At 49.0% G+C, this 20,270-nt stretch carries 17 protein-coding genes; 8 read left to right on the top strand and 9 right to left on the bottom strand.

Annotated elements, in window-relative coordinates:
* Positions 1–155: 155 nt before the first annotated feature.
* A complete protein-coding gene (locus NDI48_21960; protein MEP0833837.1) occupies positions 156–1,100 on the top strand; it encodes a GDP-L-fucose synthase in 945 nt (314 codons plus the stop codon).
* Here NDI48_21960 and NDI48_21955 read toward each other — a convergent pair whose 3' ends face one another.
* The gene (locus tag NDI48_21955; GenBank protein MEP0833836.1) at positions 1,101–1,418 is read right to left on the bottom strand and encodes a hypothetical protein; all 318 of its coding nucleotides are present in this window, start codon (positions 1,416–1,418) and stop codon (positions 1,101–1,103) included.
* A 15-nt stretch (positions 1,419–1,433) separates the two neighbouring features.
* Between NDI48_21955 and NDI48_21950 the strand changes: the two genes are divergently transcribed.
* From NDI48_21950 to NDI48_21940, 3 genes are all read left to right on the top strand, one after another.
* On the top strand, positions 1,434–2,018 hold the full coding sequence (locus NDI48_21950) for a 5-formyltetrahydrofolate cyclo-ligase (protein MEP0833835.1): 585 nt from the start codon (positions 1,434–1,436) through the stop codon (positions 2,016–2,018).
* Entirely contained in the window at positions 2,015–2,854 is an 840-nt protein-coding gene (locus NDI48_21945) for a carbohydrate ABC transporter permease (protein ID MEP0833834.1), read from the top strand. The genes NDI48_21950 and NDI48_21945 overlap by 4 nt, the downstream gene beginning before the upstream one ends.
* A gap of 465 nt (positions 2,855–3,319) precedes the next feature.
* Positions 3,320–4,006 (top strand): hypothetical protein, encoded by a 687-nt coding sequence (locus NDI48_21940; protein ID MEP0833833.1) that lies wholly within the window; start codon positions 3,320–3,322, stop codon positions 4,004–4,006.
* 69 nt (positions 4,007–4,075) lie between these two features.
* Here the strand turns inward: NDI48_21940 and cynS are convergent, their stop codons facing one another.
* Positions 4,076–4,519: a cyanase gene (cynS, locus tag NDI48_21935; GenBank protein MEP0833832.1), complete on the bottom strand. Its 444-nt coding sequence runs from the start codon at positions 4,517–4,519 to the stop codon at positions 4,076–4,078.
* A 323-nt stretch (positions 4,520–4,842) separates the two neighbouring features.
* The gene (locus NDI48_21930) at positions 4,843–6,027 is read right to left on the bottom strand and encodes an NAD(P)H-quinone oxidoreductase subunit H (GenBank protein MEP0833831.1); all 1,185 of its coding nucleotides are present in this window, start codon (positions 6,025–6,027) and stop codon (positions 4,843–4,845) included.
* A 250-nt stretch (positions 6,028–6,277) separates the two neighbouring features.
* Between NDI48_21930 and rsmH the strand changes: the two genes are divergently transcribed.
* The 3 genes from rsmH to NDI48_21915 all read left to right on the top strand — a co-directional run bounded on the left by rsmH (position 6,278) and on the right by NDI48_21915 (position 8,001).
* A complete protein-coding gene (gene rsmH / locus NDI48_21925) occupies positions 6,278–7,165 on the top strand; it encodes a 16S rRNA (cytosine(1402)-N(4))-methyltransferase RsmH (protein ID MEP0833830.1) in 888 nt (295 codons plus the stop codon).
* A 26-nt stretch (positions 7,166–7,191) separates the two neighbouring features.
* On the top strand, positions 7,192–7,440 hold the full coding sequence (locus tag NDI48_21920) for a hypothetical protein (GenBank protein ID MEP0833829.1): 249 nt from the start codon (positions 7,192–7,194) through the stop codon (positions 7,438–7,440).
* A gap of 363 nt (positions 7,441–7,803) precedes the next feature.
* The gene (locus NDI48_21915; protein ID MEP0833828.1) at positions 7,804–8,001 is read left to right on the top strand and encodes a hypothetical protein; all 198 of its coding nucleotides are present in this window, start codon (positions 7,804–7,806) and stop codon (positions 7,999–8,001) included.
* 114 nt (positions 8,002–8,115) lie between these two features.
* Here NDI48_21915 and tgt read toward each other — a convergent pair whose 3' ends face one another.
* The gene (gene tgt, locus NDI48_21910; GenBank protein ID MEP0833827.1) at positions 8,116–9,240 is read right to left on the bottom strand and encodes a tRNA guanosine(34) transglycosylase Tgt; all 1,125 of its coding nucleotides are present in this window, start codon (positions 9,238–9,240) and stop codon (positions 8,116–8,118) included.
* A 125-nt stretch (positions 9,241–9,365) separates the two neighbouring features.
* Complete coding sequence (locus NDI48_21905) at positions 9,366–9,818, bottom strand: hypothetical protein (protein ID MEP0833826.1); 453 nt, start codon at positions 9,816–9,818, stop codon at positions 9,366–9,368.
* A 321-nt stretch (positions 9,819–10,139) separates the two neighbouring features.
* On the opposite strand from NDI48_21905, the gene cobS reads away from it, so the two are divergent.
* Complete coding sequence (gene cobS, locus NDI48_21900; GenBank protein ID MEP0833825.1) at positions 10,140–10,937, top strand: adenosylcobinamide-GDP ribazoletransferase; 798 nt, start codon at positions 10,140–10,142, stop codon at positions 10,935–10,937.
* On the opposite strand, the gene NDI48_21895 is transcribed toward cobS, so the two are convergent.
* The 4 genes from NDI48_21895 to NDI48_21880 form a co-directional block, all read right to left on the bottom strand.
* Positions 10,934–11,389, bottom strand: coding sequence for a PPC domain-containing protein (locus NDI48_21895; GenBank protein MEP0833824.1), 456 nt, complete (start codon positions 11,387–11,389; stop codon positions 10,934–10,936). The two genes, cobS and NDI48_21895, sit on opposite strands and share 4 nt — an antisense overlap.
* 478 nt (positions 11,390–11,867) lie before the next feature.
* Positions 11,868–14,675, bottom strand: a complete 2,808-nt coding sequence (locus tag NDI48_21890) for a family 10 glycosylhydrolase (GenBank protein ID MEP0833823.1) — start codon at positions 14,673–14,675, stop codon at positions 11,868–11,870.
* A 143-nt stretch (positions 14,676–14,818) separates the two neighbouring features.
* Positions 14,819–17,524 (bottom strand): RNA helicase, encoded by a 2,706-nt coding sequence (locus NDI48_21885; protein ID MEP0833822.1) that lies wholly within the window; start codon positions 17,522–17,524, stop codon positions 14,819–14,821.
* A gap of 332 nt (positions 17,525–17,856) precedes the next feature.
* Positions 17,857–20,223 carry a tetratricopeptide repeat protein gene (locus NDI48_21880; protein ID MEP0833821.1) on the bottom strand — a complete coding sequence of 789 codons (2,367 nt, stop codon included), beginning with the start codon at positions 20,221–20,223 and terminating at the stop codon, positions 17,857–17,859.
* Between the last annotated feature and the right edge of the window lie 47 nt (positions 20,224–20,270).

Genomic DNA, 20,270 nt, shown 5'->3' with positions numbered 1-20,270 from the left:
TGTACAGGATAAAGGATGAAAATAATCCAGCCATTCATCTCAAGCGCCTAATATTGATCAAAAGGGATAGTTTCATACCTCATACTTCATACTTCAGCCTTCAGTTGACCGATCACTAAGAGAGTTTCAGACGCTGGGCAAGGATTGCAAGACTAATGGCAACTTTAGATTTAACTAATCAAAGGATTCTCGTAACCGGTGGCGCAGGATTTCTAGGGCGTCAGGTTATCGAGCAGCTCTGTACGGCTGGGGCAAAGCGAGAGAAAATTACAGTGCCGCGATCGCGCGACTACGACCTCCGTTCCTTAGAAGCCTGCCAACAAGTTGTCCAGCAGCAAGATATCGTGATTCACCTTGCCGCCCACGTCGGTGGTATTGGGTTAAATCGAGACAAACCTGCCGAACTCTACTATGACAACCTGATGATGGGCACTCAACTCATCCATACGGCCTATCAATCCGGTGTTCAGAAGTTCGTCTGTGTGGGTACCATCTGCGCCTATCCTAAATTCACGCCAGTCCCGTTTAAAGAAGATGACCTCTGGAATGGCTATCCGGAGGAAACAAATGCCCCCTATGGCGTTGCCAAAAAAGCTCTCTTAGTCCAACTCCAAGCCTATCGGCAGCAGTACGGATTCAATGGTATCTATCTGCTGCCCGTCAACTTGTATGGCCCAGAAGATAACTTCGATCCTCGTAGTTCTCACGTTATCCCGGCGCTGATTCGCAAGGTGCACGAAGCCCAGCAAAAAGGAGAAAAGAAATTACCGGTGTGGGGTGATGGAAGTCCGACTCGTGAGTTTCTCTACTCCACAGACGCTGCACGAGGGATTGTGATGGGCACTCAATTCTACAATGACTCAGAACCTGTTAATTTGGGAACAGGCGAAGAAATCTCAATTCGTAATTTAATTGAGCTCATTTGTGACTTGATGGAATACGAGGGTGAAATTATCTGGGAAACGGATAAGCCGAATGGGCAACCCCGCCGTTGTTTGGATACAGAACGGGCAGAGCAAGCGTTTAACTTCACCGCCGAGGTCGGTTTTAAGGAAGGGCTAGAAAATACTATTGATTGGTATCGACAACATGCTACCTGATCAAAACAGGTTAACGTAGATGCCCTGATGGTCACTTACCGGTTTACCATCAGGGGTAAAACATTGCCCAGTAGTGACTTGATTGACTCGCTCTGCCCAGTCTTTGCTGAAACAAATGTGGTCAATGTTGAATTGAATCTTATCTGTGACACAAACAAGGTCGTTTTTTTGTAGTGCCTCACTCAACATGTTCCGTCCTTGATGGGTTCCGTATCCAGTTGGGTCACTCAGCGTTTGGTTAAAGTCACCATTTTTTTTCCAACCTCCAAGCCTTGGACGCTCAAGATTCCATGTCGCAATTGTGAGAGATTTTGGCATAAATTGTGATTAGAAATGGTTAAGGACGTGAAACCCCAGCCAAATAAATCCGAATTGCGTCGAATTTTACTGCAAAAACGGCGATCGCTCCCTGGGGAAGAATGGCAGCAAAAAAGCGATCGCCTCTGTTCTCACCTGCAATCCTCACCTTTATTTAGCCCAGCACGAACCATACTGGCTTATTTCAGCTTTCGCCAAGAACCCGATTTAAGTCCCCTATTTAAAGACTCCAAACGCCGTTGGGGATTTCCTCGTATTGAACAAAAATCTCTCGTATGGCATTGCTGGATGCCTGGAGAACCCCTCTCTAAAGGCGATTATGGCATTTTTGAGCCTCACCCTGATTCCCCCATCTTGATGCCCCATGAGGTCGATCTGATCTTAGTTCCGACTGTGGCTTGTGATGCACGAGGATACCGCTTAGGGTATGGGGGAGGCTTTTATGACCGATTGCTGAGTTCAGCCGACTGGGCCTCTAAATCTACGATAGGAATTGTGTTTGAATTTGCCTATGTGTCCCAATTACCAGTTGACCCTTGGGACAAGCCGCTCCATAGTATCTGTACAGAGAAGAGGTTTCAGGTGAGCGATACGCCATGAGTCGAAAGCGGCAAACTCAGATGTGGAAAATAGTGGGAATGTATGTGCTGTTAGGAGCGATCGCATTTGTGATGCTCTTCCCTCTCTTATGGCTTGTCGGCACATCGTTCAAGTCTCCAACCGAAGACATCTTTCAGTTTCCTCCCCAGCTATTACCCAGTCAGCCCACCTTCCAAAATTTCCTCACCGTCTGGCAAACCAATCCCTTTGGGCAATACTTGTGGAACAGTACAATTGTGGCTGTTCTTACGGTCAGCTTAAATCTACTCTTCTGTTCCCTAGCCGCTTACCCACTAGCAAGACTGGATTTTCGGGGACGTGACCTAATTTTCACCCTGGTTCTCTCCACAATCATGATTCCCTTCCAGATCGTGATGATTCCCCTTTTCGTCTTGACGGTGCAGCTAGGTTTAAGAAATACATATCTGGGCGTTATTTTCCCCAGCCTTGCTTCTGCCTTCGGGATTTTCCTGCTGCGACAAGCCTTTCAGGGTGTTCCGAAGTCCCTTGAAGAAGCCGGTCGGATGGATGGCTGTTCTGAGTTAGGGTTGTGGTGGAATATTATGTTGCCTGCTGTCCGTCCAGCACTGGTAACGTTAGCAATATTTGTCTTTATCGGTTCTTGGAGCGATTTTCTTTGGCCCCTGATTGTCTTGGATCGACCGGAGTCTTATACCCTCCCCTTGGGTGTTGCCACTTTCGCAAGTGCCACAGACTTCGATTGGCGTCTGGTTGCAGCTGGGTCGGTTATTTCTATTGCCCCTGTTATTGTATTGTTCCTCTTCGTGCAGCGCTACATTGTCCCGACAGATACCAGTAGTGGTGTTAAAGGCTAGAGGGTTTTTAAGCGTTAACATTTTTAAGCCTTAAAAATTGATTGTTTTCCCTCTCCAAGCACGTTTCGCCTAGATTCCACGCCCCGCCAAAACGCACCCTAACCTTCACTTAGAATCACAGACTACTGTCTTACTGCGTCAGTCCTAGCTATAACAGTAATAGGGTGTATGTAAATAGCATGAGAAATCAGGTGACTGTATAAGTCCTGAGCAATCCCTCTTTCTTTACTCTCACCAGAGAATAGTTGAAACGCTGAGCCTTTGCGTCGAAGTCCCCGACTTTGGCGAGGAAACCTGTCTCAAAGCCAGCTCGTCATTTATTCTCTGATCAGAGCAATAAAAGGGGGTTAATTTAAAAATTACGTAACTCGGATGAAGACAGGCCGATTTCACAATTGGTACACATAAAGTTTGTATCTTGCAAACACATTGATGGGAGCAGCTTACTCGGTAAGCTTTAAAAGCATGGAAGTTTATAGACTCAATACAGTAAGTAAAGCAGAGCCAGTTAAGCAAGATAGCTTATTAACATGGTTTCGCTGGCTCAAGCGGTGGGTTCGCCAAATCTTTACTAAAGGACGCACCAAGCAAAGACCTTTAAAAGTCATTGAGCGAACTGAGTCCCACGATGAACAAACTTCCCTTGTTTTTGTAGAACGAGATGCTCCTGGCGCAGTGGGAACCTGGTATATGTTCCGTCGGGATAATCCTCGTGTCAATTTGCTCATCACGCTGGATAACTTGGCAGCGATTCGATTAGCCTTGCGTCACTATCGACCCCAAGGCATGGAAATGTCCAATTTTGAGCGTTCTTTAATCCATCAAGATCCGATTTTTAGGACTCATCGAATTAGTATTCAGTGGATTGTCAAGCTGAGGAGTTCTCGTACAGTATTTAACTTAATTGGTACCTGGGACGCTGACCTTCAAGGAGATAGTTTCGACCCCAACTCTAAGGCGATTACCATCTTTAGATTAGTTGGACGAGAAGCTTTAAACTTGCCGCCCATTCCTGGGGTGCAGTGGCGAGCCAGGATGGCTAATTTCCCTTGGACTGATAGTATGGAAAGCTATGCAAGAGCGGTGTTCGGGGAATATCATAAATCCCACATCAAGAAAATTCTCACCAATCCCATGCCGGTCAGTAAGTGACATCCTCTAGGAGAAATACCAATTGTTAGCCATTTGTCAGAGCCAAATAATGAGGGTTTCGGTCAATGACTACCACTTTTTGTAGGGTAAAAACTTGCCAGACATGATAACTTTCACGCGATCGCCTTTGGGGTCTTCTTCTTTTTCAATATCCAGAGTAAAATCGATCGCGCTCATAATCCCATCGCCGAACTTCTCATGAATCACGGCTTTCATGGGCATTCCATAAACTTGCATAATCTCATAGAAGCGATAGATTAACGGGTCAGTTGGGATAAGCGGATCTAAAGAGCCTTTGACAGAGAATTCTGTTAATTCGTCTGCGATATGGGGTTCTAACCCCAATGCCGAGATAATTTTACTCGCCTCATCTTCCGAAGCACTAGCTTGACGGTAGAACACAGCAGAAATCCATACTTCGTCCCGCCCAATCAGGGTTTCCAAATCTGCAAAAGTTAGTCCTTTTGCCTTTTTAGCAGCCAAAAGTTTTTGGGTAATTTCTGGAATTGTCATTCAATACTCCTCATGTTTACAGTCTTTGCAGACAGTTCGGTAGCCCTATTCAACCTGCTGTACAGCCTCAAGAACTGTAGCATTCCATACATTTTTCTAGCAGAAGGCAGAAGGCAGTTCGCGCAGCGTTCTCCGCAGGAGTAGGCAGAGGGTAGAAGGTTTATTACTGGTACGTCGTCATTTCAGCCGTTAGTTCTGTCCTAATCTTTATGGCGACAGCTATATCGTCCGACTGAGGAATCTAAATAAAAAAGCAAAAGAAAGAAACCTCTCTTTTGCCGTTTCCTTGTTCTCACAAGGGGATATTTTGCTGATTACTTGCTTTATCGGTCTACCGAACCCATGATGATGTCAATACTGCCCAGAATCGCCATGATATCGGCAAGCTTCACACCCCGTAGGAGATGAGGCAAGATTTGCAGGTTGACAAAATCAGCGGCGCGAATCTTAAAACGCCACGGGAAGACATTATCATCCCCAACGATGAAAATGCCGAGTTCTCCTTTTCCGCTTTCGACGCGGACGTAATGTTCGCCCTTGGGAATTTTAAAGGTAGGCGCAATTTTCTTGCCGACAAACTGATACTCAAAATCATTCCACTGAGATTTTTTCCCTTCTACCATCCGCTTGGCTTCCAGGTTCTCATAAGGGCCACCGGGAAGTCCTTTCAACGCTTGGCGAATAATTTTAACCGACTCGCGCATCTCGCGAATCCGCACTAAATACCGGGCAAAGCAATCTCCAGCGGTTTCCCACTGTACTTCCCAGTCGAAATCGTCGTAGCACTCGTAGTGGTCAACTTTCCGTAAGTCCCACTTGACACCAGAAGCCCGCAGCATGGGGCCAGAAAGTCCCCAGTTAATCGCTTCTTCGCGAGTGATAGTACCAATCCCTTGAACGCGACGACGGAAGATAGGGTTGTCGGTAATGAGGCGCTCGTACTCGTCTACTTTGGGCATAAAGTAGTCACAGAAATCAGAGCACTTATCTACCCAGCCGTAAGTCAGATCAGCTGCTACCCCACCGATGCGGAAGTAGTTGTTGTTAACCATGCGATAGCCTGAGACGGCTTCCCACAAATCGTAAATCAACTCCCGTTCCCGGAAGATGTAGAAGAAAGGCGTCTGGGCACCCACGTCAGCCATGAACGGCCCTAACCACAACAGGTGATTAGCAATCCGGTTCAACTCCAGCATAATGACGCGGATGTAGCTGGCGCGTTTGGGCACCGCGATATCCGCTAATTTTTCTGGGGCATTGACGGTAATCGCTTCGTTGAACATCCCCTCTGCATAGTCCCACCGACTAACGTAGGGAACATACATGATGGTAGTGCGGTTCTCCGCAATTTTCTCCATGCCCCGGTGCAAGTAACCGATTACCGGTTCGCAATCAACCACATCCTCGCCATCGAGGGTGACGATGAGTCGCAGCACCCCATGCATGGAAGGATGGTGGGGACCCATGTTGAGAACCATGGGTTCTGTTCTTGTTTCAATTTTTGCCATATAAACTAAGCAATTTCCCTTTGCAGCAGGTTGGACAGTAGCAACAAGTGACAGTTAGCTTCTCAGGAGCCAAACAGTTGGAGGTTGGAAGGTTGAAGCCGGAATGTTAAAACTTATAACCTTTTAATTTGTAACATGTTAACCTGCAACCCTTTACGGACAACACACGCATTCGCTTATCCCTGATATTTGATAGCTTTATGGCGGTAGGTCTTGTACAAAATATTGATTTTTGTTGCTTATTTTAATTATGACAGAGGCTCAGAGGGCGAACACAACGGCGTTTTCACATGTTTCGGTGCTGAGTCGGGAGTTGGTTGAAGGGTTGAATATTCGTGCGGGTGGGCATTACCTGGATGCGACAGTAGGTGGGGGTGGACACAGCCAGTTGATTTTAGAAGCGGCACCGGATGTTCAACTCACTGCGATCGATCGCGATGCTGTAGCCCTCGCCGCCGCCCAAGCCAAGTTAGCACCCTATGGCGAGCGCGTCCACTTCTGGCAGGGAAATTTTGCTGAATATCAGCCATTTTCGCTGCAATTCGATGGGATTATTGCTGATTTAGGTGTTAGCTCTGCTCAATTCGATACACCAGAACGAGGCTTTAGTTTTCGCCATACGGCGGATTTAGATATGCGGATGGATCAGCGCCAATCCCTCACCGCTGCCGATGTGATCAACCAGTGGGATGCCGCGCAACTCGCAGACGCATTTTACAAATACGGGGAAGAACGCCTATCGCGGCAAATAGCAAGGCGAATTGTGGAGAAACGTCCCTTTCAAACCACCACGGAACTGGCGGATGCGATCGCCTATAGCGTCCCTCCCAAGTACCGCCACGGTAGAATTCACCCCGCGACTCGTGTGTTTCAAGCGCTACGCATTGTCGTGAATCAAGAACTCGCCTCTCTCGAAACTTTCCTCAACCGTGCTCCCCATTGGCTAAAACCAGATGGCAGAATTGGCATAATCAGTTTTCATAGCTTAGAAGATCGGATTGTCAAGCATACGCTGCGAGATTCCCCTCTCTTGCGGATACTAACTAAAAAGCCAATAACAGCCCAAGAGAAGGAACTGGCAGACAACCCTCGTTCCCGTTCTGCTAAGCTCAGACTAGCAGAAAGAGTTTCTCTATAAACATTTTTTCGTTTTAGTGGTAAGTGATGACTTGGTGGCAAGATGAAATTCAACAGCTTAGAGAGGAAAATGAGCAGCTTAAACAACAGCTAGCTAATCAGCCAAGCTGTTGTCAGTTAATTGCTCAATATCTGATAGAAAAGAAACGGACAGAGGAAGCGACTACCAACAATCCACCTAGCGATTATGTGCAAATCCTTGAATTCAAGGCATGGGTTGAGGAAAAAGCCATGAGCAGGAGTAATATCATTTCAGGCACTACAAACCTGTTTTAAGCAGACGCACGTCGTTCAATATCACTTGTGGCGGCGGTAATGGGGAATTGGAAATTGGGAAAAACACCATTTCCTCTTACCCACAAAAGCCATAAAAATTTACGTTGATTTCCACCGCTGTGCTTAAGAAATTACAAATCAACAAATATAGCAAAAGGCAGAGGATACGGGAGATCATACAAGGAAGCGGAAGGCACAAGAGATGCATATTGACGGGTGAAGCTTTCAGTATTTGGTGAGAGTCAAGAGTCGCCTTGCTGACTGCTATATAAAAAAGCGTTAACAAAATTCCTCTCTTCACATTTTATTCACAAACCCTCAATACGTTGATTGCTAGGACTAATCGCTCAACAGTTTAGGATTATGTTATTTCATCTTTTTTGTGAATTTCCGGATGGTTCATCCAAATATTTACACCTTCGTACCTCCACGAAAAAAGAAGCCCTCCGGCAAGCTATCCGAGATTATTGTGCTTGTGTCGTCCTTTTGATTGTCAGCAACCTCGATTCCGATTGTCAGTTGTTAGGGCTGGATTATGAATCGGCGGTTGGTAAAAATTGACACAGCATTCCCTGTACCAGTTGCTGTTGGGTTGACAAAGTGAAAAATATTTGCTATGTGCCCTTGTCGCCCTTGGATCGCATTCCGTTCGTGTAAGTCCTGCGCTCAAGGTTGTCAAGTTTCCCGATTGAGCCAATGAGCAAACTCTGTAGTAAAGCGATCACTCAAAATCGCCTCCCGAATCTGTTGTGTGAAGCGAATCAGTTCAGTGACATTGTGCAGCGAGAGCAAAATGAAGCCGAGAACTTCCTTACATCGCACTAGGTGGTTGAGGTAAGCGCGAGTAAAGTTCTGGCAACCATAGCAAGGGCAAGTGGCATCTAAAGGCGTGAAATCTTCCCGAAACCGAGCATTTTTCAAGTTCCAGCGTTCTCCCTGCACTAACGCCGCACCATGACGCCCTAATCGTGTGGGAATCACGCAATCGAACAAGTCTATGCCGGCTGCGATCGCACGTACCATTTCTCGATATGTCCCCACCCCCATGAGATAACGAGGCTTATCGACGGGTAAATACGGTGCAGTGGCATCCACAATCTCGTGAATCAGCTCAGCGGGTTCACCCACACTCACGCCACCAATGGCATAACCGGGTAAATCCAACGATACCAAAGATTGAGCAGCCGCACGACGTAAATCCAGGTAAACACCGCCCTGGACAATCCCAAACAGCGCTTGCTCCCCAGGGCGGGCGTGAGCGTCAATACAGCGCTTCAACCAGCGGTAGGTTCGTTCGGTTGCCGCCTCGACTTCTGAGCGTTCAGCCGGGTAAGGGGGGCACTCATCAAATGCCATGATCACATCTGCCCCCAATGTATTCTGAATTTCAATCGAACGCTCTGGTGTCAGATTGATGATTCGTCCATCGCGAGGTGAGCGAAACGTTACACCTTCTTCGGTAATTTTGCGGATTTTACTCAAGCTAAACACCTGGAAGCCACCGGAGTCAGTGAGCATCGGCCCCTTCCAACCCATGAAGCGATGCAACCCACCGGCTTGCTCTACGATGCCTTCTCCCGGTTGTAGGTGGAGATGATAGGTATTCGCCAGAACCATTTGTGCTCCAGCCGTTTCTAGCTGTGCTGGCGTTAGGGTTTTAACCGTTGCCAAGGTGCCTACGGGCATGAACTTTGGCGTCTCGACCAAACCATGAGGCGTAACAAAAACACCAGCACGGGCTTTTGTCTGGCTACAGGACGCCTGACATTGAAAGGAAAACTGAATTGTCTGTTGTTCCAACGCTGTTGATTAAGGTTTTTATCGATAGTCAACGGTCAGAAGAGCTCAAATCTCAGGGTTCTCACCTTGACCCTTCTAACCTTAAGCCTTCTAACTTTAAACCTTCAACCTTCAACCTTCAACCTTTAGAAAGGACACTCACCGTCATCATCGATTTGTACATCCCACTTGGCGCTGAGGACTTGCGTTACCATCGCTTCTAGGGCATCCACGTTAAAGGGTTCTGTAGACTGCTCCTGCAAGGGGTTGGAGAGTGGGATCAGCCGTAACTGACGGTTATCTTGAATTAAGTCAAAATAAGCTTCATTGGTGGCAGACTGGCTTAAGTGTAAGTAATCAAAACTCTGGACATTGAGATAGATCGCCTGATTGGCAATCAAGGTTGAGCGTTGAGGATCGCAAAACACTTCCATCACGCACCCTTCGCCTTCATTTTTGATTTCGTCATCCAGCCTATGAATATAGCGCACCCGATTCAGGTCATTGAGCAGGCGTTCAATGTCTTGCTTGTTGACGATAGTGCCAGTGTCGATGATGCAGGGGGCTGGTAGCTGGTGCGAGGATTGAGAATAACTCATGGGTAAAAGCCTAAGATGCAAACAGGGCTGACGTTGCCATCGAATGGGTTGAAGTAACCGCTTTGCTGGAGACCCTACATTGGAAACCAAGAGCTTAGATTATCGTCGCTACAACCGTCAAGATCTCTAAAGATAAACGGTGCAGCTAGGAACAATCTAGAGGAATATAAATACGGCAAACAAGCAAGTTTCTATACTGAATACTTGAGTTGTACAGGAAGGAAACTCGTTGCTGATTAAGTAGGGTATGAGACAATACTATCCCAAGATTCTGGCAGTGCTAATACGACAATTGACTGAATTTCTGACGGGAAGCCCTCTATGAGGCAATTGACATTTCAACAATTAGTGTGCTGGGGATGTCAAGTTGGGCTGTCTTTTTTGGGTGCTGTTACTTTTTATACTACCATTCCCCTCCCCAGTGGTTGGCCGCTAGAATTTCGCGGTATTGCTCGTTGGGCACCCCTAATTGGGTTACTGATTGGCGGACTCTTGGGTATTGTAGACACCGTTCTGCAACAGGTCGGTGTGCCAATTCTGACACGCAGTGCTTTAATCGTCGTCTGCTGGATCGCACTCACGGGAGGACTACACCTAGATGGCGCAATGGATACGGCAGATGGCTTAGCGGTTCAAGACCCCCAGAGGCGTTTAGAGGTGATGGTGGATAGTGCTACAGGTGCTTTTGGAGCGATGGCGGCTGTAGCCTTATTGCTATTAAAGACGGCGGCACTGACCAATATAGAGGCTTACCGATGGTTCGCGTTGATGATGGCAGCCGGTTGGGGGCGCTGGGGACAGGTAGCGGCGATCGCATTTTATCCTTATCTCAAACCCACGGGGAAAGGGGCGTTTCACAAAGAGGCCATTCGCACCCCCCAAGATATCTTGTTGGGATTGTTTTTACTTTTGGGTTTATGCGGATTTGCGATCGGGCTAGACCAAGGTAGTATTTGGACAACGTTGGTCATGGCTGTAGGGGGAAGTGCGATCGCACTCATGACTGGTGCTTGGTTTCACCACCAGCTAGGAGGACACACGGGCGACACTTATGGAGCCGTCGTAGAATGGACAGAAGCTCTGTTTCTCTGCCTTCTGACGACCCTTCTCACCCCTTAACTCAGCGGTCGCAGGCGCGTCACCTTCAGTTTAAAAGCACCACCACTGGTTTCTCCAAAGGCACGCACTCGAATGATGTACCGACTTGCTTCAGTAATCCGGGTGAACAAAAGCGAGTTCGTCGTACCATCAGGGCCATCATCATTTTCTCCGACTGTGGAACCATCGGCTGCCATGAGAGTGACAATCGTGTCAAAGTTCTCTGAAGAAAGATCAATGGCGAGTTGGTCACCAGCGTTTAAAGTGATGGCGTAGTCGCGGGCAAACCCACCCTGACCGGTGGGAATATCCTTGTCTGTGAGTGTATCCGCAACTTCGTTACTGGGAGGAATCGCCAGAGGAGTATAAAGCTGGCTCTGTGCTCTCGCTGCCATCGCCGTTAAGCTTACTGTCAAACATGTTATGGGAACCAGTAGAGCAAAGCTAAACCGAGCAGCAAAAGCCTGAGTCATAAAAAATCCGTCATCAAAGCTAGAACGGCTCAATTGTAAACTACCCCGCCCTCGTGTACCCAGGCAGAAATCACCCTCCAGTTAGGAGTGAGGATGGGGGTGGAAGGGATCAAGCTTTTACTTTAATCGGATTAAAGTGGTGAAAACTTTTACCTCCGCCTTCGATGCAGTGGTATATACAGGAAAGCTCCACTCTAAGGCAGCGGAGCAACTGACAATGTAGCCTTGATCGTAGCTCATGAGTCCGCTCCTAAGCGCGAAAAATAACCTCTATTCCCAGGAGCAATTTTAAAATCTTAAACATTGGCAGACTCAGATTGACCAGGAAGCCAGTCTGTGGTTCCTCTGCCACCCTTGGCTTATACCGATTTCCTAAATCGTTGCTACAGATACTTTTCTTGTTCCCCCCTGGATAAGGGGGGCTAGCCGGAGCTTTAGTGAGGAGGTCAATTTGTAGCGCTATTTTATGAAATTGGTATTAGTCTTGTTTCAACACCGTTCGTTCCCCATAGCGCAGCAACCGCTCAATGGTTGCCAAACGGTTATCCCACACTTGGACTTGATAAGGTTGTGTAGCCGATTGGCTTTGCATCCATCTCTGAAATTGAGAGCGGAACGATACCAAATAAGCTTTTGCCGACAATAAATTCTGCATGGATGGCTCTTTGGCCAGTTGATTGAGTAACGTTGAGAGCGTGTCGGCTTGTTTTCCCCACTCGGAAAGCACTGGCTCCCGCAGCAAAAGTTGCTGATTCGCCAACAGAAAACTCCATTCTCGTTGCAGAGCCTGATAACGAGCGGCGGCGGCGGGAAAAGGCTGACGGTAAGGGATGGGAGAGGGAGGGATGGAGCGAACATTCTCCCCCCCACTCTGAGTACGACGGAAGACATTCTGAAGATTCCCATCGAGATTCTCAACCGCAAACAGAGCATATCCGCTGGATGGGGAATCTCGCAAGAGTTGAATCTGGTCAACAGCGACTATTGTCGGCAAATTCAACAACCGAATCGCTGGCAACATCAACGTTGAACTCAGGGTGGATTGCATCAGCACCGGCTGAGCTAACCTCTCTAAACCCCTGGTATCCAAGGCATAAGTCATGGGAACCACAAGGTCAATATCCCCTCGAATCGCCCATTCTTCCCAATTTTGTTGCAGTCTTTGCAAACGCTCCTGACGGGGTAAGGGAAAGACAGCCGCAGAAAGAATGAGAGACGGACGTTGTTTTCGCAGGCGCGTTGACACAGTTGCGACAAAACTGTCGATTTGCCGAATGCGAAAATCCGTCCACTTTTGCCATAAATCCCGCTGACTTGGGGAAACTTGAATGGGGTCAATACCCGTCAGTTCCTTAAACTGCTGACGTGCCGCCTTGCCATAACTAAAGGTTTGATTCACTGTGGGGTCTTGAAACGGGTAGCGGATGTAGTCGAGTTGAATACCATCGACCTCATAGCGAGTTACGATTTCCTCCAACAGTGCCATTAGATATTGCCGCACTTGTGGATTAGCAGGGTCGAGGAACGCCTTTTTGGTACTCGGATCGAACAGACGCCCCCGTGGATCAAACATCGCCCATTCTGGAAGAGCCTTGAGGAGCGGCCCTGGATAGGAGACGGGTTGGTTCAAGATCGTATTGTGACGCTGGTTCGCCGCCGCAAACATCCACACCCAAGCGTGCAATTCCATCCCCCGTTGATGGGCTAACTTCACGGCAGCAGCTAAGGGGTCCCAACCTTTCACTAACGGGTTTTGTTCCGGTGCCACACGACTGGGATAAATGGGATAACTGGCATTGACGGTTTCAAAGAACACGGTATTAAAACCTGCTGCCGCCAGTTGATCGAAAACTTTGGCTAAATCCTGCTCTGATTTAGCGCGGACAATGGTTCCCCGGTCTAACCAAATCGCCCGAATCTCTGGCTGAGTCAGCTTGCGATCAGTTGGGTAGTTATCCCAGAGGGTACGTCGGGCTTGGAGCCAATGTTGTCTTGCCCGATCATAGTCCTTTTGTGCTACGGCATTGAGGAAGTTTTGCAGCCCCATCCTCGCCTGAACGACGGCTCTAATTGTTGGATTACTACTGATCATGGGGTCAGGAGTCTGGGCGTCTTCGGGTCTAGAACCCCCTTTGGCACCCGCACGGAGAAATTGCTCAATCGCTGCGCCTGTGGGTAAATTCACATTACTGTTCGTAGCATTGGCAGTGAGTAGAGCACTTTCAACCCGACCGATCAGATTTTTCAACTCCTGACTCATGGCAGCCGCTTGCGCTGCGGTGAGCGGCCCTTTACTGTTGGGTAAGATTTGTGCAGGTGCGACCCCAAAATCAGGGTCAACTTGGGCGATGCTCGTAGGCGGATTGGCGCTGGCGGCGGCAGTTTGCGGTGTAACCCTTGCCGGATTAGGTGGGTTACGACTAGGTCGGGACGTTAGGGGTCGCTGGGTCGCTGAGGCTTGGGACGGCACACAATAGGGTTGAGATGGGGTTGACCTTCCTCGTGACGGATTGGCAGTTATATCATACCGACGGAGAGCGGCTTGTAACCAAACCGTATCCACGGCTGGGGGTACCATGACATCCACACCCCAGCGCCAGCCCAAAAAGAGCGATTGGTCGTTGCTCACCACGGCAGGTGAGTTATCCCTCTGACTCCAGACCGCAGCGGTAGAAGAGGTCAACCCGGTGGGAATGACGACGCCTCCCCGGATATTACCTGTAGAGCCAGATGAGGGTACCCACGTCTGTTTATCCGTTCTCAACGGTTTCAACCCAGAGGGTTGTTTGAGGTCAAACCCCCAGTAAGCACCCAAAAGCGTCCGCAACCGAGTGCGGATTTCCGGTTGGGAAAGAGTCCCCACAGGCCCACTGACAATCACTCGACCGCCTTGGCGCATCCATTCTTGGAGTGCCGCTAGCTGTGCGGCTTCGAGCCGCTCAATATTGGGTAAAAATAGTAACTTCGGGCGGCCCAAATCCGATACTTGTTGGACTTGAGAAAAATCAACGATGCAGTAGTCAACCCCTGTTGCCTGTAAGCGCGTGGTAATTTCTGACCAATACCCTTCATTGTCGGGACTTTTGACCACTCCCAGTTTTGCTGTTTCTGCCCAGACGGCGGATGGCAGCACCCCTGAATGGAACAACGTGGCGATGACGCTGCCCACAAAAATTGCCTGCCACGGAATGCCTGTAGTTGTCTGGTTGCCGTGTCTTGAAAACAACGGCTTAAGTCGCTCTGTAGCTAAACGCCATGGCTGATTAGAACGCAAATAACTCCTCACCTATGCTCCTTCGTCGCTCACCAATAACCAATATCCCTTTGGCACATGACGCGATGACCAAAGGACGTGTTAAGAAATTCTACGTGTAGAACTTCCAACCTGAAAGCGAGAGCTAGGAATGGGGGACTGGGAGGAGAACCCGGTTAATCAACTACTTCGTTGACGGGGAAGCGGTCAAGTAACTGGATTGCTCGAATGGCATTGACTCTCAAGGAATTGGGTACAGCCGGTACATGGGGAATTTGGGAAAGAATATCCACCGTTCGGCGCAAAATCCGCACCACATCGCCCTCATCTAAGCTGGTGTTGGCACACAGATCTGTCCAGGAGACACCTAAAGCCCACTGCTCTACCAGACCCATTAATCCGCCGACGATCTTATCGAGGAATTTATATTCCGGCCAAATCGGCCACATGATGTCATAGCGATACTGCAATTTCAGCAGACTCTGCCGCGTCCCTTTCAAATGAACCAAGGCCTCGATCGCGGGTTCAGGGGGTAAGTAGTTCGTCCAGCTATCGGGGCGAGGGGTTTCGGTAACCAGAGCACACATCGCACCTGCCAGGTGGTGGGGGTCTAATTGATCAAATTCCCCCGACATCAGCGCCAGTCCTAGCCATAATTCGTTATCTCCGCGAATGGCAGCGGTGGCTTTTCCCAAAGGGGTGGGTGTGACGTTGTCCAAGCAACCAAAGGCTCTGAGTACCTCAATCAGGTTCAGAAATTCCTGCCAGTGGTGAGCTTGGTTTTCTCGATACTGGGCTTGATGCTGATGAATTTCTTCTTGCAAGGTTAATCGGCGTTTGTGACGCTTGATCAGATTACTGGGATTGCCCCAATAGTGCAAGGGATGATTGTCGAGTTGGTCTTTTACAGCCTCCACAACTTTAGATTGAGTGAACACTTCGGGTGCAAAAGAGGCTAAATCAGCCGATGGCGTGCGATGCCCAATACTCCTTTGCAGGTGCTGCGCGATCGCTTCTGTCTCCTCTTTGCCGCGCCTGACTTGACCGGCCTTCAGCATGAGTTCCTCTGGTAGAGGGACATACTCGACATATCCCATCTCGTCTTCCGCAAGCATGTCAACAACATCCGCCGTTGTCGCTACATACCAGCGATTATGGGTGCTTAAGCAGACAAAATTAGGCGCGTGACCACTTCCTTTTACCTTCGCCACCAAAACCGCTGGAACAGGGGAAGATACCTTCACATGCTTCCCTTTCAGATAGAGTACAGTTCCGGGTGGCGCATCTTTAAGAACCTGGGCAATTTCCTGGGCGCGCGCTGCTTCCGCTTGATTTTCCAGGAGTTTCAGCAATCGGCGTTCTTCTTTGAGGCGTTCACTGAGTTTTTCATACTTTTCCAACTGTTTCACTTCTATGGGGGCGAGTTGAATATCCAGTTTCGTCAGTTCTGTGGTCAACTCCGTAATCGCTTGTTGCTGAGGCCGGAGATAAAGTGTCGCCAAGTACTGGGCAAAACTCCGTTCCACCAAATCCTTGGCTTCACTCACCGAGTGGGTTTGCAACAAATTCAGCACCATGCCGTAAGTGGGTGAGAACTGGCTCACGAGGGGGTCAGCACCCGCCGTTGCTAGGTAAGCTGCTTCTTTTGCCCCTTCAAAGGGCGTCTGTAAGGTAACAACATAGCCGATAGCATCCATGCCCCGCCGTCCGGCACGACCCGCCATCTGCAAGAATTCTGAAGCCGTCAGCAAGCGATGTCCCCGGTCAGTCCGCTTGGACAGCGTCGAAATGACAGTGGTGCGGGCAGGCATATTAATCCCTGCTGCCAGCGTCTCCGTGGCAAACACCACTTTAATCAGACCCAGTTGGAACAGTTCTTCCACCAATCCCTTCCAGGCGGGTAAAATTCCGGCGTGATGAGCGGCAATTCCTCGGTAAAGCGGTTCCACTTGTCCAGCACGACCGGCCTCTGGATTGCGACTTAAAAATTCGTCAATTTTCTCCTTGAGTTGGGCGGCTTCTCGTTCATTAACTAGTGAAAAATCCCCCATTTCCTCCACGGCTCGATCACAGCCCCGACGACTGAAGATAAAGTAAATCGCCGGTAACATATCCCGTGCCGCAAGTTGCTCTAGGATATAGGTCATGTGGGGACTTTCTGGACGCCCTCCTCGTGGTTTGCCTCCTTTATTTTTGGGTTTGAGGCGAGGGTTAATTTGCCTGTGAGTCTCATCCAGCAGCGGAAAAACGCCCTTGGTGTTCCCGAAGTAGAACTGCAAGGGAACGGGTCGGAAGTTGGAGTAAATTAGCTCTGTTGCGCCATGAACGAGATTCAGCCATTCCGTGAGCTGGTCAGCATTGGCAACGGTGGCGGAGAGAGCAACGAGTTGGACTTCTGGGGGGCAATAGATAATGGATTCTTCCCAAACGGTGCCCCGCTGTCGGTCATTCATGTAATGACACTCATCGAGTACGACCGCTTCCACGCCAACCAGGGAGGTGCCGACTTCCCCAATGGGTGTGCCATAGAGCATGTTGCGGAAGATTTCGGTGGTCATGACCAAGATGGGGGCATCCCGGTTGATGGAGATATCACCGGTCAGCAGTCCCACTTGCTCTGCACCAAATAATTCTCGGAAATCACGCAGCTTCTGGTTAGACAGAGCCTTTAAGGGTGTGGTGTAGAAGATGCGACCGCCCCGCGCTAGGGCACGGTGAATGGTATATTCTCCAATGAGGGTTTTCCCCGAACCGGTGGGAGCACAGACAACCACAGAGCGACCTGCATTCAGGGCTGCGATCGCCTGTTGCTGAAATTCATCGAGTTCAAACGGAAATAAATTCTTTAGGTCAAGATTGACTGAGGTAGTGGAAACGTTCACACAAAGTCTTTCCAATAAATGTCCCTTGGGAATGCTTAAATTTTGGCTTTAATCTATGCTGCTTAGGTTTTATTGTAAAGCCGGAACCAGAAACCGTTTAGCTTGGGGCGACTCTTCGAGTAGGCTCCAAGCTAGGCGCTTAGGGTTCTAGGGTGGTCTGTTGTCTGCTCTACAAGCAAAGCGCTCACCCTCCATAAACTTATTTTAATTATCTTGACGAATAATAAAAAATATGTTTTATAGTACGGGTGCCGGAAGGGGATCGTGTTGCGGCTGATTGATCAGAGGAAGTGCGCGATCGCTAACTTGAAGGCTTCACGCCTCTGTCTCCATTACAATCGGGGCAAAATTTCTGGTAATAGCTGACCCGGAACCTTCGAGAGGGCGCGATTTTGCCCAGCCAGACCACCTTCATTGTAAATAGCACGAATTGTTTTAATGATGTAGCTGAAGGCCGTTTGGTACGAATCTGAGGGCGTTGCGGTAGCGACGTTAGGATCGTCTTGCGCCTTCAGACCCATGCAAACTTTCGCGTGTTGCTCTAAAGCTGATTCAAGATGAGTTAATTTAGACGGCTGCGTTAGAGAAAATTGCGGTTCGGTTGCCAGTTGGTAATGGGCTAATCCCAGATTATTGTAGGTGGCAAAAACATCGAAATTAACGGGTATGGGTGGCTCATTTTGAGACAATTGCTGAGTCAGAGCGATCGCATTTTCATAAGCCGCAATAGATTTCTCTAAGTATTCTGCCTGCTGCTGGGCTTGGTCGTGACAGTGGTCTGCTAAATGCCAATATGCCGTACCCAAGTTATTGAGTGTAGCCGCACAAGCCGCAGGCGCAACTGCCGGGGTTCGGTACTTCATCGCCTCCTGATAAGCTGCTGTTGCCAGGGGTAACCAGATTTGCGGTTGTTCGTACTGGGCAAGATTCCAGTAGGCAGTCCCTAGGTTATTTTGAATCATTGCCCAATTTAACGGCTCAGATTGAGGGGAATAATAAGAAAGAGCTTCTTTATAAGCCGCGATCGCTGCTCGTAAATGGGCAACCGAAGCTTGATGCTGAGCTAAATTCCAGTGAGCGGTACCCAAATTGTTTTGCGTAGAAGCATACTTTAGGGGATCGCTGTCAGCACGGCGATAGCGCAAGGCTTCTTCATAGGCGCGAATTGACTGCTCCAAGCTCTCTGCTGGGTCTTTATGCCGAGCTAAATCCCCGTAAGCGGCTCCCAGATTATTTTGAATCATCGCGTAGGTGAGGGGCGCTTCTTCAGCCGTTAGCTTAGTCAAAGCCAGTTGGTAGGCTTGAATCGCTTGCTCTAAATAGGAAAGCGCATGATCCACGCTGCCAGGACAACGGGATAACATCCAGTAGAGATTACCCAAGTCATTGAGGATATCTGAAACTTGGGGCGAGGATTTGTCTAACCAATGCAGCGCTTGCTCATAAGCCTGAATGGCAATCATCAAGTTTTCTTCAGAGGCATCTCCCTGCTCAATGGCATGGCGATAGTGATGACCCAGTTCTAAATAAGTCTCTGCTGGCGACTCTGCTGACTGGGGTTGCGGCTGTGGTGTGGAGCCTGGCAGGGAGGGTGGCAAGGAGTGCCCGTTTGGCGGTGCCGTTGGAGTCGGTTCGCCTGATTGGGAATTGAGGATGGGGGGTTGAGCATAACCCATGAACTCATCAATCTGAAGTTGCTCTAATTCCCGCTCTAAATCACCTAAACCCAATTCAGCGTTAGGTGTTATGGCACGGGGTGTTAGCGGCATCGATATCTCATGTTCCATGAGTTCCTCAAACACCACCGCCTCGTCTTCTGTTAACGGAACGGCCTTTTGAGCAGGAGGGATCGGGTAATGGGTCGTTTTGGTGTAATCATTTGGGGGTGAGGATGCTGTACCCGTTTTAGGGTTTGGTTTCCCCGATGGCGAAGCGCTAGCAGCGTGAGGAGCGTCTGCGGCTGGTTTGTGAACTGAAGGGTTGTAAGGCTGTTGCTTTTTCCAACTAATTTGCTTGATAGGCGGTCGCTTGTCGCTTTCTGCCAAGTCGTGAGTCAGGAGTGTTCGCAAGTCTTCCTGGAAAGAACCCTTTCCTGCTTCTGACTCTAACGCCACTGAATTGGGGGAAGCCTCTGGTTTGGATGCACCAACCGGAGGTAAAGGGGTTGGCTCTCCTTCAAACTCAAAAACACCTGTGTGCCACTGCCAAAACTCTGGCACAGACTGCTGAATCATGTGGAACCAAGGTCGTGGCAACCAGAGTAATAAGGTTGATTCCAAGCGCAGCAAATTTCGGTCAATCGATTGTAAACGCCTGAGGAACAATCGCTGCACCGATGGCGGTTGCCGTGTTAAGCGCTCAACTCCTAAAATTTGAAATCCCGGTGCTGGTGTAGAACTTCGGGATTGCCGATGCTGTGAGCACCATTGAGCAATTTGGGCTAAAGGATTGGGGTCGCTCAGGTTTAATTTCAGGCTGATCAATTTTGAGCTGCCTGGAACGTCCAGGGACGCTCTTGCTAAAGAGGTACCCAACTCGGCATGTAATTTACCTGCTAGACGGTTGCGTAGGCTCAAGTCATCACACACCGCCACAAAAATTTGGCGACGCAGACCAAGACTCAAGGCAAGTTTCAAGCGTTGATAGGTTTGCTGATTCCAGCTCGAAACTTTCTGGGGGGCACGATCCGTGAGTATCATGTTGGTGGACACAGGGGCACAGGCGCTAGGGTTGCAGGTGTTCGCTG

Origin of the sequence: Microcoleus sp. AS-A8 (genome assembly GCA_039962225.1) — a bacterium.
Classification (GTDB): domain Bacteria; phylum Cyanobacteriota; class Cyanobacteriia; order Cyanobacteriales; family Coleofasciculaceae; genus Allocoleopsis.
This window is presented reverse-complemented; position numbering and strand designations above follow the sequence as displayed.

Coding starts and splice junctions, on each gene's coding strand:
- NDI48_21880 (MEP0833821.1), bottom strand. CDS start 20,223: ATGATACTCACGGATCGTGCCCCCCAGAAAGTTTCGAGCTGGAATCAG.
- NDI48_21895 (MEP0833824.1), bottom strand. CDS start 11,389: ATGACTCAGGCTTTTGCTGCTCGGTTTAGCTTTGCTCTACTGGTTCCC.
- NDI48_21915 (MEP0833828.1), top strand. CDS start 7,804: ATGTTATTTCATCTTTTTTGTGAATTTCCGGATGGTTCATCCAAATAT.
- NDI48_21955 (MEP0833836.1), bottom strand. CDS start 1,418: ATGCCAAAATCTCTCACAATTGCGACATGGAATCTTGAGCGTCCAAGG.
- rsmH (MEP0833830.1), top strand. CDS start 6,278: ATGACAGAGGCTCAGAGGGCGAACACAACGGCGTTTTCACATGTTTCG.
- cobS (MEP0833825.1), top strand. CDS start 10,140: ATGAGGCAATTGACATTTCAACAATTAGTGTGCTGGGGATGTCAAGTT.
- NDI48_21940 (MEP0833833.1), top strand. CDS start 3,320: ATGGAAGTTTATAGACTCAATACAGTAAGTAAAGCAGAGCCAGTTAAG.
- NDI48_21960 (MEP0833837.1), top strand. CDS start 156: ATGGCAACTTTAGATTTAACTAATCAAAGGATTCTCGTAACCGGTGGC.
- cynS (MEP0833832.1), bottom strand. CDS start 4,519: ATGACAATTCCAGAAATTACCCAAAAACTTTTGGCTGCTAAAAAGGCA.
- NDI48_21930 (MEP0833831.1), bottom strand. CDS start 6,027: ATGGCAAAAATTGAAACAAGAACAGAACCCATGGTTCTCAACATGGGT.
- NDI48_21905 (MEP0833826.1), bottom strand. CDS start 9,818: ATGAGTTATTCTCAATCCTCGCACCAGCTACCAGCCCCCTGCATCATC.
- NDI48_21945 (MEP0833834.1), top strand. CDS start 2,015: ATGAGTCGAAAGCGGCAAACTCAGATGTGGAAAATAGTGGGAATGTAT.
- NDI48_21920 (MEP0833829.1), top strand. CDS start 7,192: ATGACTTGGTGGCAAGATGAAATTCAACAGCTTAGAGAGGAAAATGAG.
- NDI48_21950 (MEP0833835.1), top strand. CDS start 1,434: ATGGTTAAGGACGTGAAACCCCAGCCAAATAAATCCGAATTGCGTCGA.